We start from the raw sequence: 14602 nt of genomic DNA on the forward strand, positions 1-14602 counted from the left end.
TGCGACCCCGTTCGATGAAAATAACCCCAAGCACATGAAAATGCTGTATCGCGCTTACAGTAACCTTATCACCTTGCTCAAAAAGCGGGATTTTGAAGGCTTAAAAATGGCCTGGTCATTAGCGGGGCGTGAGCAGGCTAAAGCGGAAGCCTATATGACTGAGCCGGAGGAGTTTTTTGATGTGATGGATATACCTGGTGACTTTGGGCGTGCTGATGATGCTCATGTGAAACCAAGGCGTGAGTGGCATGAATATACGGTGAAAAGCTACATGGATGGACGTTTGATCAAGCTCGAGGATGAAATAGGTGAATCACCTCTCAGAATTTCTTCTACTGAGAAGAATTTTCGCTATACATATAAGCCGCTATTCACCATCATCGATGGACGTATGGTCATTGCACGTTAAGGAGGCGCTATGCCAGGGGCAGCACGATTAGGCGATACCGCCGGCGGACATGGGTGCTTTCCGCCCACCGCAGTGACCAGCGCTAGCGCTGGGGTGATGATTAATGGCAAGCCGGCGGCAAGAGTGGGGCGAGTATCTATTCATATTAGGGGGGGAAGTGAAGGGTGGAATACCACCCTTCGGTACGGCTTTAGCCGCTAACACGCTCTTTAATATCATCATACTCAATTACTAATGACAAAGAGATATTCACTTACTGTTTTGCGCGCTCAAAAGAAGACAGGATTTCGTCTTTTGCAGCTTGTGCATCGGCCCAGCCATCGACTTTGACCCACTTGCCGGCTTCAAGCTCTTTGTAACGCTCGAAGAAATGCGTGATTTGTGCTTTGAGTAGCTCAGGCAGATCGTTCACGTCTTTCACGTGATCGTACTCTTTGGTCAGCTTGCTATGAGGCACTGCGACAACTTTGGCATCTTCACCAGACTCGTCGGTCATTTTTAGCACACCCACTGGACGGCAGCGGATTACTGAACCGGGTACGAGAGGGAATGGGGTTGGAACCAGTACGTCTACCGGGTCACCGTCAAGTGACAAGGTATGGTTTACATAACCATAGTTACATGGGTAAAACATTGGGGTAGACATAAAGCGATCGACGAATACCGCACCGCTATCTTTGTCCACTTCGTACTTGATTGGATCAGCATTCGCTGGGATCTCAATCACCACATAAATATCTTCAGGCAGCTCTTTGCCCGCAGGGACCTGGTTCAGGCTCATGGATTGTCCTTTTGTTAAATCAAACAGTGTGTGCCAATTATAACCGCCAAGCGTGAAAATAACAGAGGCGACCTACCAGGTCGCCTCGTCATCATAAAAAAGCGCGGCATTCTTTTTGCTAATACGCGTTAATTGTCTTCATGATCAGGATAGGTTTCCAGGTATTCGCCGACTTTATCCACCATATTACTAGAGCCAACGAAGAAGGGAACGCGCTGATGAAGTTCTTTGGGTTCAATGTCCATCACCCGCTGCATCCCATCCGTGGCTTTACCGCCGGCCTGTTCGATAATAAACGCCATGGGGTTGCACTCATACAGCAACCGCAATTTACCATTTGGATAAGCTAGGGTACTCGGGTACAAGTAAATGCCACCTTTTAGCAGATTACGGTGAAAATCGGCCACCAAAGAGCCAATGTAGCGTGACGTATACGGCCGTTTCTCGTCAGGGACGTTTTCTTGACAGTATTTGATGTATTTTTTGACGCCCTGCGGGAACTTGATGTAGTTGCCTTCGTTAATTGAGTAAATCGTTCCCTCTTTAGGAACGGTCATATTCTCGTGAGAGAGGCAAAACAGACCCAGCGATGGATCATAGGTAAAACCATGCACACCATCACCTGTGGTGTAAACCAACATGGTGGATGAGCCGTAAATGATATAGCCGGCAGCCACTTGGCGATGACCCGGTTGCAGGAAGTCGTCTTCGGTAGGGGGGGTGCCGACCGGTGAAACACGGTGATAAATGGAGAAAATGGTGCCGACGGAGACATTGACATCAATGTTTGATGAGCCATCAAGCGGGTCAATCAATACCACATATTTAGCATTACGATTCAGTTGCTTGTTGAAGATGACCGCTTCATCTTCTTCCTCACTCGCGACACCGCAAACGTGGTCGCGAGCCTCCATCGCAGCTTTAAACTTTTCGTTGGCGTAAACGTCGAGCTTTTGTTGTTCTTCACCTTGTGCGTTTTCTGTGCCGATAGCGCCGGCGATGTCGACCAAGCCCGCTTTGTTGATCTCACGGTTGACAATTTTGGCGGCGAGACGAATCGAGGCAAGCAAAGAAGATAAGTCGCCGCTGGCATGCGGGAACGCGTGTTGCTTCTCAACAATATATTCGCCGAGGGTCTTAATGTCGGGCATTCTCAATCCTTAGTGATGATGAACTGTCTTTCTAATTCAATGGCATTTAAGTGGGCAGTGGTCTGCCTCTTGAAATCGTTGTCATTCTAGCGCTCGTGACTTTTTAATCGTACTGAAGAAATGGATGAGGCCAGGGAAGTGTGATCGCGACATAAAAAACCATGTCATATGCGCGCAAGCGATAAGACCCAAGCGTTAATCCAAGGCATAATAATGGCCCGCGTCCAACGGCTGGGTAACCAACAATACAGTGAAGGCCATGCATATTCATATTTTAGGCATTTGCGGCACCTTTATGGGTGGAGCCGCCATGCTGGCAAAACAATTGGGGCACAAAGTGACAGGCTCAGATAGCCAGGTTTATCCCCCAATGAGTACCTTACTCGAATCCCAAGGGGTTGCTATCATTGAAGGCTATGATCCTGCGCAGCTTACACCTAAGCCGGATTTAGTGGTGATTGGTAATGCCATGAGCCGCGGGAATCCCTGTGTTGAAGCCGTACTCAATCAAGGTTTGCCTTACACGTCTGGTCCGCAATGGCTGCATGATTTTTTACTCCAAGACTGCTGGGTGTTAGCGGTTTCAGGGACACACGGAAAAACCACCACCGCCAGCATGCTAGCGTGGATTTTAGAAGACTGTGGTTATCAGCCTGGATTTTTAATCGGTGGCGTGGCCAGCAATTTTAATGCGTCAGCCCGTTTGGGGGATAGCCCGTTTTTTGTGGTCGAGGCCGATGAATACGACAGTGCATTTTTTGATAAGCGCTCCAAGTTTATTCACTACCAACCGAAAACCTTGGTTATTAACAACCTTGAGTTCGATCATGCCGATATTTTTGATGATCTAGCCGCTATTCAAAAGCAATTCCATCATGTGATACGCACCGTACCTGGGATTGGCCAGATTATTGCGCCGTCCGATGATCCCAACGTAGCTGAAACACTCGCAATGGGGTGTTGGAGTGAGTGTGTGTATGCGGGGCCTGATGGCCAGTGGCAAAGCGTGAAAAAAGACGCAGCTGGCAGCCAATTTGATGTGTACTTTGCCGGTGATCTCGTGGGATCGGTTAACTGGGATTTGGTCGGTGATCATAACGTGCGTAATGCCTTGATGGCGTTATCAGCGGCGCGTCATGTGGGAGTGACCCCGGGTCTGGCTTGTCAATCGCTCGAGAGATTTATCAATACTAAGCGTCGGCTTGAGTGGCGTGGCGAGCGGGCTGGCGTCACGGTATATGACGATTTTGCCCATCATCCGACCGCTATTCGACTGACCTTGGAGGGCTTGCGAGCCAAGGTCGGCGCAGGGCGTATTCTCGCCGTATTAGAACCGCGCTCGAACACCATGAAACAAGGGGTCCATAAAGACACGCTAGCCGCGTCGTTGGCGAGTGCGGACAGTGTGTTTTTATATCAGCCTCAAGGGCTCGATTGGTCGCTCGATGCGGTGGCGGATCGTTGTGCTCAACCTACGCAAATTCACACTGATATAGGCACACTGGTTGTCGCGTTGAGTGAGCAAGCCTTGCCGGGCGATACCGTGTTGATCATGAGTAATGGGGGTTTTGGTGGTATTCACGATAAGTTGCTCAGTGCGTTGAGTCACAAAGGAGAAAAGCATGACGGATAAGCGTATCACGCTGGCATGGACAGGAGCGTCAGGCGCGCCATACGGCCTACGGTTACTGGAGTGCCTGCTTGCGCAAGATTATCAGGTCTTTTTACTGATATCCTCGGCCGCTCGCGTGGTGCTGGCGACCGAACACGGGTTGAAACTCCCGTCAGGCCCGCAAGCGGCACAGAAAATATTAGCCGAACATCTGCAATGTGATAGCAATAAACTGATCGTTTGCGGTAAAGAAGATTGGTTTTCGCCGGTCGCCTCGGGCTCGGCAGCGCCGAAGAAAATGGTTGTTTGTCCCTGCTCGGCCGGATCCTTGTCTTCGATTGCCCATGGTCTATCCGATAACTTGATTGAACGGGCGGCGGATGTGGTGCTCAAAGAACGGGGGCAATTGTTACTGGTCGTTCGCGAGACGCCGTTTTCAACGCTGCATTTAGAAAACATGCACAAGCTATCGCAGATGGGCGTCACCATTATGCCTGCTGCGCCGGGTTTTTATCACCAACCCCAGTCTATTGACGACTTGGTCGATTTTATGGTGGCGCGCATTCTCGACCACTTAGGGGCGGCGCAAACCTTGGTGCCGCGCTGGGGGTATGATCAACGCCCTCGCGATAAAGCATAATCAATCAGGTTCAGGCAAGGCCTGAACCTTCACTTTACGAGGGTGGCCCTAAACGAGAAGCCAGATATCGGCTAAGGTTTGAGTACCATCACATGCATGGTGGCGCCTTCAAGCACTTTCGCGGCCACCGATCCTAACATCATCTTGTTGACGCGAGAACGCTTATGACTTGGCATGACGATCAAGTCGCACCCTAAGCGCTCGGCGGTTTTGATAATCCCTTTGTAAGGCTTGCCTTCTTCAACAGACACCTGGCAGGCCACGTTTTTCGGAACATATTTATCCGCAAATCCTTGCAGATTTCGCTTCATATCGCGTTTCATTTTATTGGCAGCTTCTTCAGGGAAGTAAGAGGCGACCATGGAATTATGAATCCCCGGCAGGACTGTCAGAAGGTGGAGCTTAGCGCCGGATTGACTGGCCAGCCATGCAGCGTGATCGACCGCTTTATCCGCGAAGCTCTCATCATTTAAATCGACCGGAACCAGAATGTGTTTATACATAGCGATATCCTTTGCTATCAAAAAAGAAAAGGGCACGCGCCGCGCACGTGCCCCCTGTCATTAGGCTTGGCGGATGCGACGGCGTTGATTCCAGCCCAGCAATGCCAAGAGTAATAGTGTCGGCACAAAAACCCATTCTTTCCACGGACGGATGTTATCCACCGTGACGGTTTTAATTTGCCAATCAAAGTCGATCCCCGCCTTATCGGCATCGCTTCCAAATTGAACCCTATCAACCAGTAATGAGTCATCCTCTTCGCGCAGTATCAAACCGGTATCACGTACCCGTGCATCGCCGCTTTCGAGGCGATTATCTACCGATAAAACCACATGTTTGGAAATCTGATCGCCAAAGAAGTCTTCCCCTTCCACAACCAGTTGCAGCGGTTTTCCGTCAGGCAGTTGCTCGGCTACGCGCATAATTTCTGTTCCTGGATAGCTGGTGGTGGGTGGATAGACTTCATCCCACCAAAAACCAGGTCGAAATAGAGAGAAGGTGATAAGCAGCAGCAACACGGTTTCCCACCATTTATTTTTGGTCATCCACCACCCTTGGGTTGCGGCAGAGAAAGCCAGCATCGCAATGGTCGCGGAAATAATGGTCAATATCAGGTGGAAAGGACCGTCGAGGTCGAGCAACAACAACTGAGTGTTGAAGATAAACATGAAAGGTAAAATGGCGGTACGAATATCGTAGGTAAAGCCTTGTACACCGGTACGAATCGGATCCGATTTAGCAATGGCCGCGGCCGCGAAAGCGGCGAGACCGACCGGTGGCGTGTCATCGGCGAGAATACCGAAGTAGAACACAAAAAGGTGCACGGCAATAAGCGGAATAATCAGCCCTTGTTGTGCCCCCAAGGTCACAATGACAGGGGCCATCAGTGTAGAAACCACAATATAGTTTGCCGTGGTCGGTAGCCCCATGCCTAACAGTAAGCTGATCACTGCCGTAAATAGCAACATCAAGAAGATATTACCGCCAGAAATTAGCTCGACAAAATCAGTCATGACCAAACCAATGCCGGTTAGAGTCACGGTGCCGACAACGATCCCGGCAGCCGCCGTGGCGACACCGATGCCAATCATGTTGCGCGCGCCAGTGACAAAGGCTTCGAGCAGATCAACGCCCCCTTCTCGAATTTCTTCTTTGAAGTTGGTGCGTTGATTAAAGTAGGCGATCAGTGGACGCTGGGTCACTATGATAAAAATCATAAAAATAGTCGCCCAGAACGCCGATAGGCCGGGTGAAAAACGCTCGACGGTCAAACACCAAACCAGCACGCCAATTGGCAGCAAGTAATACAACCCGGAGCGAACGGTAGGGCCTGGCTCTGGCACCTCTGATAAATCCGTGGCCGCTGGATCTTCGGCGGCTTCAGACTTGTAGCGGGCGGAATAGCGCACCAGAAGAACATACGCAATTAGGGTCAGTATGCCGATCACCACGGTGGCCATGACACCAAATACGTCCTTGGTCCAGCCAATGCCGTAATAGACTGCTGCGCTGAGCACTAATAGCCCAACAAATACCGTCATAAAGGAAAAGAGCTTTTGCAATACCGTACTAGAGTGGCGGCGCGGCAAGCCTTCCATACCCGCTTTACAAGCTTCCAAATGAACGATGTAAATCAGCGCAATGTAGGAAATCAACGCCGGGAGCAGGGCAGCTTTGATCACTTCGACATAAGAAATCCCTACGTACTCCACCATCAAGAAGGCGGCGGCCCCCATTATCGGCGGTGTGAGCTGACCGTTGGTGGACGCGGCCACTTCTACTGCCCCCGCTTTGTGGCTTGGGAAACCAACCCGCTTCATCAGTGGAATGGTAAAGGTGCCGGTGGTCACCACGTTAGCAATCGAGGAGCCTGAGACTAACCCGGACAGGCCCGAGGCGACCACTGCGGCTTTCGCGGGACCGCCGCGCATGTGGCCCAGTAAAGAGAACGCCACTTTGATGAAATAGCCCCCAGCGCCCGCGCGATCGAGTAAGGCACCAAAGAGTACAAACAGGAAAACGAATGAGGTAGAGACGCCCAATGCGACCCCGAACACCCCTTCAGTGGTTAGCCACAGATGCGACATCGCCTTATTAAGGCTGGCGCCTTTGTGGGCAATGACATCGGGCATGTGGGGGCCAGCAAAGGTGTAAAGCAAGAAAACGGCGGCTACCACCATTAATGGTGGCCCTAAAGCGCGTCGTGTTGCCTCGAGCATCAATACCATGCCGATCGCGGCAACACTAATATCGAAGGCAGTATAGGCACCGGCACGATCGGCCAGTTGATTGTAAAATAAGAATAAATACCCGGCGGCTAGGCTGCCGATAAGGGCAAAAATCCAATCTAGAAAAGGTACACGGTCGCGAGGCGATGTTTTACGTGCGGGGTAGGCAGTGAAGGCCAAAAACATCGCGAACGCTAAGTGGAGTGAGCGTGCTTGTGTATTATTGAGGACGCCAAAATCGAGCGCAAAGGGAAGTGGCGACGCATACCAAAGCTGAAAAAGGGACCAGATAAGTGGTACCAGCCAAAGAATACGTCCTGATAGTCCATGTGGTGAGCGCGCACCCGTATCTGCTTGCGCCACCATGTCTTGCACATCAGGAGACGGTTGATGTGTCTTCGTCATGCAGTTTGTCCTTATTATCATATGCACCGCTGATGCGGCGGCAGTGTCCCGAGAAAAGCCTACTTGGCCTATTTCACTGGTGTGGTGATTGGCCAGTCTGCAGCTCACTGCTCCCCGCGTTTTCATTGACCCTCAACGAAAGCGTGGACAGTGTGTTAGCAGCTAAAAACAGATAGTACTGAAAACAGATAGTAACAGAGCGATATAGAAAAATTAAAAAGATGTTATCGCTTTTGTCTCAGGGAGGGCGCTTCAAATATGAGACAAGGCAGACAGGCAGCGGTGTCACGCTGCCTGATAAAAAAATCAATAATGGTATTCGAACAAGTCACAAATCGCTTCAAATAGCGCTTCTGTGCTGGTACCTCGGGTGGGGGTGATAAAGATCGTATCGTCCCCGGCGACAGCGCCTAAAATGCCTTCGGCCTTACCGAGTGAGTCGAGTAGACGCGCAATTAATTGGGCGGCACCTGGACCGGTATGAATCACGACCACGGCCTCGTTGTAGTCGATTTCCATCACCAGCTCTCGCAACGCGCTGCCAGTGGTCGGAACACCGAGCTCAATCGGCAAGCAATAGACCATCTCCATTTTGGCGTTACGGGTACGTACAGCGCCGAATTTGGTCAACATGCGCGAGACTTTCGATTGATTGATGCCCTCAAATCTTTGAGCACGTAGGGCTTCGACTATTTCGCCTTGAGAACTGAATTTTTCTTCTTTGAGGATCGCTTTAAACGCTCGAACTAATTGGTCTTGTTTTTCTGAGTTACGCATGACGGCAGACTCGTAATGACAAACGAGTAGCTATTTTGCATATACATGCAATCAGGAGCAATCATTGCGCGCCTAAAATGGCGACAATATCACTGTTGTTACGTCTCGGCTAAGCCTTGAACGCACACCGGTTTCGAGGGTGAGCGAAAAAATGAGAGCTTAGGCTGATCATCACCGCCCGAAGCTTGAGTGGGGGTATACCCGGGCATATGATGAAGCAACAGTTCGCACCATTGATGGGCGATTTGTGCCCGAACAGAAGCCGGACCGGATCCGGACAATAAGAAATATCGAAAGGAGAACGACATGAAAGTTGCTGTGATTGGCGCTGCGGGAGGCATTGGTCAAGCCTTAGCCCTACTACTTAAAAATAACCTGCCAGCCGGTTCCGACTTGGCGTTATATGATATCGCACCGGTGACGCCCGGTGTGGCCGTCGATTTGAGCCATATTCCGACCCCCGTGAGCATTAAAGGGTTTAGCGGTGAAGATCCAACCCCGGCGCTAGAAGGGGCCGATGTTGTGCTGATCTCTGCAGGGGTAGCACGTAAGCCGGGCATGGATCGCTCTGACTTGTTCAATGTCAATGCAGGTATTGTTAAGTCATTGGCGGAAAAAATCGCCGATGTGTGTCCAAAAGCCTGTGTTGGTATTATTACTAATCCAGTCAATACCACGGTAGCGATTGCTGCGGATGTCTTAAAAGCGAAAGGCGTCTATGACAAAAACAAACTGTTTGGTGTGACGACGCTGGATGTGATTCGTTCTGAAGCTTTCATCGGCGAGCTTAAAGGAATGGATCCTCGTGACGTCTCCATTCCCGTGATCGGTGGCCACTCAGGTGTGACGATCTTGCCTCTATTATCGCAAGTTAAAGGCGTTACCTTCAGTCAAGAAGAAGTGGAGTCACTGACGCCACGTATTCAAAACGCAGGGACGGAAGTGGTTGAAGCGAAAGCAGGGGGAGGCTCAGCAACCCTATCCATGGGACAGGCGGCATGCCGTTTTGGCCTGTCTTTAGTGCGAGCGTTGCAAGGTGAAGCTAATGTGGTTGAATGTGCGTACGTTGAAGCCCGCGGTGAACACGCACGCTTTTTCGCGCAGCCTGTACATTTAGGTAAAAATGGTGTCGAGGCAATCTTAGACATCGGTGAGCTGAGCGCCTTTGAACAGCAAGCGATGGACAAGATGTTAGACACCCTGCATAACGATATCCAAATGGGTGAAGAGTTCGCCGCAAAATAAACGGCAAGAACGAAAAAAGCGGCGTCCAATTAGGGCGCCGCTTTTTACATGTAGGCACAAGCGTGATAGCGAGGCATCACTGCGGTGAAGTCTGCGCTGACTAAGCTCTGCGTTGCCTAAGTTCTGTGCTGACTAAGTTCTACGTTGACTAAGTCCTACGTTGACTAAGTATTGCGATCAACGGCCAACTTGGCGAGCGCGACTAAGGCTTGTTTGTAGGGCGAATCAGAAAGGCTATCGAGGGCACGGACCGCTTTTTCTGCTTCTTGCTCTGCGCGTTCACGGGTATAAGCGAGCGAGCCACAGGCGTCCATACACGCTAAAATAGCGTCGAGTTTGTCGCGTCCGTTCCCTTTTTCGATCGCGTCGCGAATCATCGCCGATTCAGCGTCACTGCCGTGCTGCATTGCATGAAGCAAAGGCAGCGTCGGTTTGCCCTCAGCCAGATCATCACCGGTTTGCTTGCCCATCTCATCATCTTTACTGGTGTAGTCAATGACATCATCAATGAGCTGGAACGCAGTCCCCAGGTAACGGCCATAATCTTGCAGGGCTTTTTCCGTATCAGTATCCGCTTGGTTGAGAATCGCCCCTATCTGTGTCGCAGATTCAAACAAACGCGCTGTTTTTGAATAGATCACCTGCATGTAACTGCTTTCACTGGTGTCGGGATCGTTACAGTTCATTAACTGCAACACCTCACCTTCGGCAATAACATTGGTCGCTTCACTCATCAAATCAAGAATTCTCAGTGAGCGTAAGCTGGTCATCATCTGAAATGAACGCGTATAAATATAATCCCCCACCAAGACGCTTGCCGCATTGCCAAATAAAGCATTGGCGGTGGCATTACCACGGCGTAAGTCGGATTCATCGACCACATCATCGTGAAGCAAAGTGGCAGTGTGGATAAACTCAATGAAAGCGGCTGCAGTGGTGTGTTTATCACCTTGGTAACCCAATGCACGCGCGGCCAAAATGGCCAACATGGGACGTAAACGCTTGCCACCGCTGTTAACGATGTAAAAACCAAGCTGATTAATCAGCGCGACATCAGAATTGAGCTGAGCGAGTATTTTTTGGTCGACCTGCGCCATGTCATCACTGATCAAGGCTTGGATTGATTTGAAATCCATGTATATATCCGGGCGTTGTCCTAGTTACTTGCCTGCCGAGCTAACGATACACAACTTACCCCATGTAAGGTGTGAGTCACGATCGCTAATACGTACAGACGGTGATGGATCTTTCGTCAGTATCGGCACTAGAGCGGGTATTAAGACGAACATGGTACACCAGATAACGTGTGACGAGATAGCGATCACACCGGTAAAATGTGTGGGAATGAATGCTGAGCAGCTTTTCACCAATTTTCTTGCGTTACCCTCTTGCCTCTAATTAATTTCTACCGTAGAATTCGCGCCCTATTGATGAATTATATGCGCACCCCTTGTTGTTCATAAATGCAGCAGGCCGTGCGGAAATGCGGAGTAAAACATGTACGCAGTTTTCCAAAGTGGTGGTAAGCAACACCGAGTAAGCGAAGGCCAGACTATTCGCTTGGAAAAGCTAGACGTTGAAACTGGCGCAAGTGTAGAACTTGACAAAGTATTGCTAGTGGCAAACGGCGAAGACGTTAAAGTTGGCGCGCCTTTTGTTAGCGGTGCAACCGTAACAGCAGAAGTTGTTACTCACGGTCGCGGCGATAAAGTGAATATCGTTAAGTTCCGTCGTCGTAAACATTCTCGCAAGCACATGGGCCACCGTCAGTGGTTCACTGAAGTCAAAATCACTGGCATCAGCGCTTAAGAGTAGGAGAGAGAAGAGATGGCACACAAAAAAGCTGGCGGTTCCACTAAAAACGGCCGCGATTCAGAAAGTAAACGCCTAGGTGTTAAGCGCTTCGGTGGTGAGTCTGTACTAGCAGGTAACATCATCGTGCGTCAACGTGGCACTAAGTTCCACGCAGGTAGCAACGTAGGTTGCGGTAAAGACCACACTCTATTCGCTCTGTCAGACGGCAAAGTGAAGTTCGAGACCAAAGGTCGTCATAACCGTAAATTCGTTACTATCGAAGCTGAATAAGCTTCAACGCAACGCGAATTTTTGAAGCCCTGCCTTATGGCGGGGCTTTTTATTGTGTCTGGGGATCACCGATCAAGCCACCGCCTCATCACGGTACGCAGATAATCGGCCAACGCTGAAAAATGATCCTAAGATCGATATGATCACCATTCACTAATCTGGGATAAGGCTGGTTGTGAGACGCCATAGGCATTCATAACTGGTGCGGAGAAGTTAGCATGAAGTTTGTAGATGAAGCGATTATTCGCGTCGATGCCGGTGACGGGGGCAATGGTACCGTCAGCTTCCGGCGTGAAAAGTATGTGCCTAAAGGGGGCCCTGATGGCGGCGACGGCGGTGATGGTGGTGACGTTTACCTGCTTGCCGACGAAAACCTGAATACCCTGATTGACTATCAATTTGAACGTTTTCATGCCGCGGCACGTGGTGAGAATGGTCGAGGCGGCAACTGCACCGGGAAACGCGGTGAGGATCGCGTCTTGAACGTGCCGGTGGGGACGCGCGCAATCGATGAAGACACGGGCGAAGTGATCGCAGACCTTACCGAGCATGGTATGCAGGTTATGGTGGCGAAAGGGGGCTTCCATGGCCTCGGAAATACACGCTTTAAGTCCTCGGTCAATCGTGCACCTCGACAAAAAACCATGGGCACGAAAGGTGAAGTACGTGCACTGCGTTTGGAGCTATTACTGCTTGCCGATGTTGGTATGCTTGGCTTGCCGAATGCGGGTAAATCGACCTTTATTCGTGCGGTATCGGCTGCCAAACCGAAAGTGGCTGACTACCCATTTACCACCTTGGTGCCAAGCCTTGGGGTGGTTCGTGTCGCCGCAGACAAAAGCTTTGTCGTGGCTGATATTCCCGGCTTGATTGAAGGCGCGGCAGACGGCGCAGGGCTAGGGATTCGCTTCTTAAAACACCTTGAGCGCTGTCGTGTGTTGTTACACATGATTGATTTGCTACCCGTTGATGGTACCGATCCGGTTGATAATGCGTTTACCATTATTGATGAGCTAAACCAATACAGTGAGAAACTTGCCGATAAACCGCGTTGGTTGGTGTTCAATAAAGTCGATCTGATGCCGGAAGACGAGGCCCAAGCTCAGATTGAGCGTGTGCTTGATGCGCTCGCTTGGGACGATAAGCATTATGCGATTTCGGCGATCAATAAAGCGAATGTGCAACCGCTTATTTATGATCTGATGGCGTCGATTGAGGCACTGCCTGCGCCGAAGCCAGAGGTTGAGCCTGAAGATGAAACCGTCGCCTTTAAATGGGATGATCATCACGAACAACAGCTCAAGCAAGATGACGATAATGATGATGACTGGGATGATTGGAACGAAGACGACTACGACGTCGAGATCATCTACAAGCCATAATCAGACTCACGCCGCTGCCGATTGCAGCGGCTTTTTTTTGTCCGTGATTTAGCGAACAATTGAAGAGACTTTTATTTGCATCAAAGACTGGCATGAGCCAATCGCCAATACTGAAGGCGTCGCAGAGAGAGAAGAGGGATTTTGGGTGACAAAACGACTTACTGAGCCAGAGCAACGCGCGATATCACGTTTAGTGATTGAAGTTGGGCAACGGCTATTACAGCATGGTGCGGAGAGCAAACTTGTCAGTGATGTAAGTATCCGGCTCGGTCGTGCGTTAGGGTTAGACAGTGTTGAGCTGTCGTTATCCGCCAGCTCGTTGGTGGTGACCACCTTGAGTCATGGTCATTGTATTACCACGGCAAGACGTAGCCCAGATCGTGGTATTAACATGAAAGTTGTAACAGATATACAGCGGACCGTGATCTTAGCAGAGAAGGGCTTTCTCGACGCGTTAGCGGTACGTAAACGCTTAAGCCGTATCAAACCATTCCGTTACCCTCCTTGGCTCGTTGTTGGGATGATAGGCTTGTCATGTGCCGCCTTTAGCCGGTTAGCTGGCGGCGATGCCGTGGTGTTTGCGCTGACCTTTGTCGCCTCTGCCACCGGCATGCGGGTTCGGCAACTTATCGCCCACCGTCACTTTAACCCTTTTTTGACCTTTGCAGTGACCGCTATGGTGACCACTCTCCTATCCAGCACGGGAACCATCATGGGATGGGGCAATGAGCCTTTTTTGATCATGGCATCATCTGTCTTGATGCTGGTCCCTGGGTATCCCTTTATTAATGCCGTCTCGGATATGATGAAAGGATTTGTGGATATGGGGATCGCACGTTGGACCATGGCGTCATTACTGACCCTTGCCACGGCAATGGGTATTGTGGGGGCGATGAACTTGGTAGATGCATGGGGCTGGTTATGATCTTACTCGTGGCGTTATTGCAAGATATGTTCTTTGCGATGATCCCTGCCGTGGGGTTTGCGTTAGTCTTTAATGTTCCGGTGAAAGCGCTTAAGTATTGTGCTTATGGCGGTGCGGTTGGGCATGGTTTACGCTTTGTTCTGATGGAGTCGGGAGTGGCGATTGAGTGGGCGACACTGGCCGGTGCGACCACGATTGGTTTTCTGGGCGTGTATTGGTCTCAGCGCTTCCTGGCTCACCCGAAGGTTTTTACCGTCGCTGCAATTATTCCCATGATTCCAGGGGTGTACGCGTTTAAGGCCATGATCGCGCTAGTGACGATTAATAACCAAGGTTACAGCCCGGCGCTATGGGTCAGTTTGATTGAAAACTTACTCAGCGCTGGCTTTATTCTCTCCGCGTTGGCAATTGGTCTTGCGATGCCTGGGCTATTGTTTTATCGTCGCCGACCAGTGATCTAA

At 50.4% G+C, this 14602-nt stretch carries 15 protein-coding genes and 1 pseudogene; 10 read left to right on the plus strand and 6 right to left on the minus strand.

Annotated elements, in window-relative coordinates; all coding sequences use genetic code 11:
• Positions 1-409: pseudogene (locus BZJ21_RS04410) on the plus strand (glycosyl hydrolase family 26); the annotation flags it as partial.
• A 9-nt stretch (positions 410-418) separates the two neighbouring features.
• A complete protein-coding gene (locus BZJ21_RS04415; RefSeq protein WP_077669213.1) occupies positions 419-610 on the plus strand; it encodes a PAAR domain-containing protein in 192 nt (63 codons plus the stop codon).
• 52 nt (positions 611-662) lie between these two features.
• Here the strand turns inward: BZJ21_RS04415 and ppa are convergent, their stop codons facing one another.
• Positions 663-1190, minus strand: a complete 528-nt coding sequence (ppa, locus tag BZJ21_RS04420) for an inorganic diphosphatase (RefSeq protein ID WP_025673942.1) — start codon at positions 1188-1190, stop codon at positions 663-665.
• 128 nt (positions 1191-1318) lie between these two features.
• Positions 1319-2341: a class 1 fructose-bisphosphatase gene (gene fbp / locus BZJ21_RS04425; RefSeq protein WP_077459974.1), complete on the minus strand. Its 1023-nt coding sequence runs from the start codon at positions 2339-2341 to the stop codon at positions 1319-1321.
• Between the two features lie 259 nt (positions 2342-2600).
• Here fbp and mpl point away from each other — a divergent pair, with 259 nt between their 5' ends.
• Together mpl and BZJ21_RS04435 are read left to right on the plus strand one after the other, a co-directional pair.
• Entirely contained in the window at positions 2601-3974 is a 1374-nt protein-coding gene (gene mpl / locus BZJ21_RS04430; protein ID WP_077459973.1) for a UDP-N-acetylmuramate:L-alanyl-gamma-D-glutamyl-meso-diaminopimelate ligase, read from the plus strand.
• Positions 3964-4593, plus strand: coding sequence for a flavin prenyltransferase UbiX (locus tag BZJ21_RS04435; protein WP_077459972.1), 630 nt, complete (start codon positions 3964-3966; stop codon positions 4591-4593). The genes mpl and BZJ21_RS04435 overlap by 11 nt, the downstream gene beginning before the upstream one ends.
• Before the next feature lie 71 nt (positions 4594-4664).
• Here BZJ21_RS04435 and BZJ21_RS04440 read toward each other — a convergent pair whose 3' ends face one another.
• From BZJ21_RS04440 to argR, 3 genes are all read right to left on the minus strand, one after another.
• A complete protein-coding gene (locus BZJ21_RS04440) occupies positions 4665-5096 on the minus strand; it encodes a universal stress protein (protein WP_021023341.1) in 432 nt (143 codons plus the stop codon).
• A 60-nt stretch (positions 5097-5156) separates the two neighbouring features.
• The gene (locus tag BZJ21_RS04445) at positions 5157-7727 is read right to left on the minus strand and encodes a TRAP transporter permease (protein WP_077669214.1); all 2571 of its coding nucleotides are present in this window, start codon (positions 7725-7727) and stop codon (positions 5157-5159) included.
• Between the two features lie 306 nt (positions 7728-8033).
• Positions 8034-8504: a transcriptional regulator ArgR gene (argR, locus tag BZJ21_RS04450; RefSeq protein WP_021023343.1), complete on the minus strand. Its 471-nt coding sequence runs from the start codon at positions 8502-8504 to the stop codon at positions 8034-8036.
• Positions 8505-8810: 306 nt separating this feature from the next.
• On the opposite strand from argR, the gene mdh reads away from it, so the two are divergent.
• The gene (gene mdh / locus BZJ21_RS04455; protein WP_077669215.1) at positions 8811-9749 is read left to right on the plus strand and encodes a malate dehydrogenase; all 939 of its coding nucleotides are present in this window, start codon (positions 8811-8813) and stop codon (positions 9747-9749) included.
• 164 nt (positions 9750-9913) lie between these two features.
• Here mdh and ispB read toward each other — a convergent pair whose 3' ends face one another.
• Positions 9914-10885: an octaprenyl diphosphate synthase gene (ispB, locus tag BZJ21_RS04460; RefSeq protein WP_021023345.1), complete on the minus strand. Its 972-nt coding sequence runs from the start codon at positions 10883-10885 to the stop codon at positions 9914-9916.
• A gap of 361 nt (positions 10886-11246) precedes the next feature.
• Here ispB and rplU point away from each other — a divergent pair, with 361 nt between their 5' ends.
• The 5 genes from rplU (at position 11247) to BZJ21_RS04485 (ending at position 14602) form a co-directional block, all read left to right on the plus strand.
• Positions 11247-11558 carry a 50S ribosomal protein L21 gene (gene rplU / locus BZJ21_RS04465; protein WP_021023346.1) on the plus strand — a complete coding sequence of 104 codons (312 nt, stop codon included), beginning with the start codon at positions 11247-11249 and terminating at the stop codon, positions 11556-11558.
• 18 nt (positions 11559-11576) lie between these two features.
• On the plus strand, positions 11577-11834 hold the full coding sequence (gene rpmA, locus BZJ21_RS04470; RefSeq protein ID WP_025675203.1) for a 50S ribosomal protein L27: 258 nt from the start codon (positions 11577-11579) through the stop codon (positions 11832-11834).
• A 218-nt stretch (positions 11835-12052) separates the two neighbouring features.
• Entirely contained in the window at positions 12053-13216 is a 1164-nt protein-coding gene (gene cgtA / locus BZJ21_RS04475; protein WP_077459967.1) for an Obg family GTPase CgtA, read from the plus strand.
• A gap of 145 nt (positions 13217-13361) precedes the next feature.
• The gene (locus BZJ21_RS04480; RefSeq protein ID WP_077576487.1) at positions 13362-14141 is read left to right on the plus strand and encodes a threonine/serine exporter family protein; all 780 of its coding nucleotides are present in this window, start codon (positions 13362-13364) and stop codon (positions 14139-14141) included.
• Positions 14138-14602, plus strand: a complete 465-nt coding sequence (locus BZJ21_RS04485) for a threonine/serine exporter family protein (RefSeq protein ID WP_077669216.1) — start codon at positions 14138-14140, stop codon at positions 14600-14602. Before BZJ21_RS04480 ends, BZJ21_RS04485 begins: the two co-directional genes overlap by 4 nt.

It is taken from the genome of Salinivibrio costicola subsp. alcaliphilus (genome assembly GCF_001996185.1).
GTDB classification, from domain to species: Bacteria; Pseudomonadota; Gammaproteobacteria; order Enterobacterales; family Vibrionaceae; genus Salinivibrio; species Salinivibrio costicola.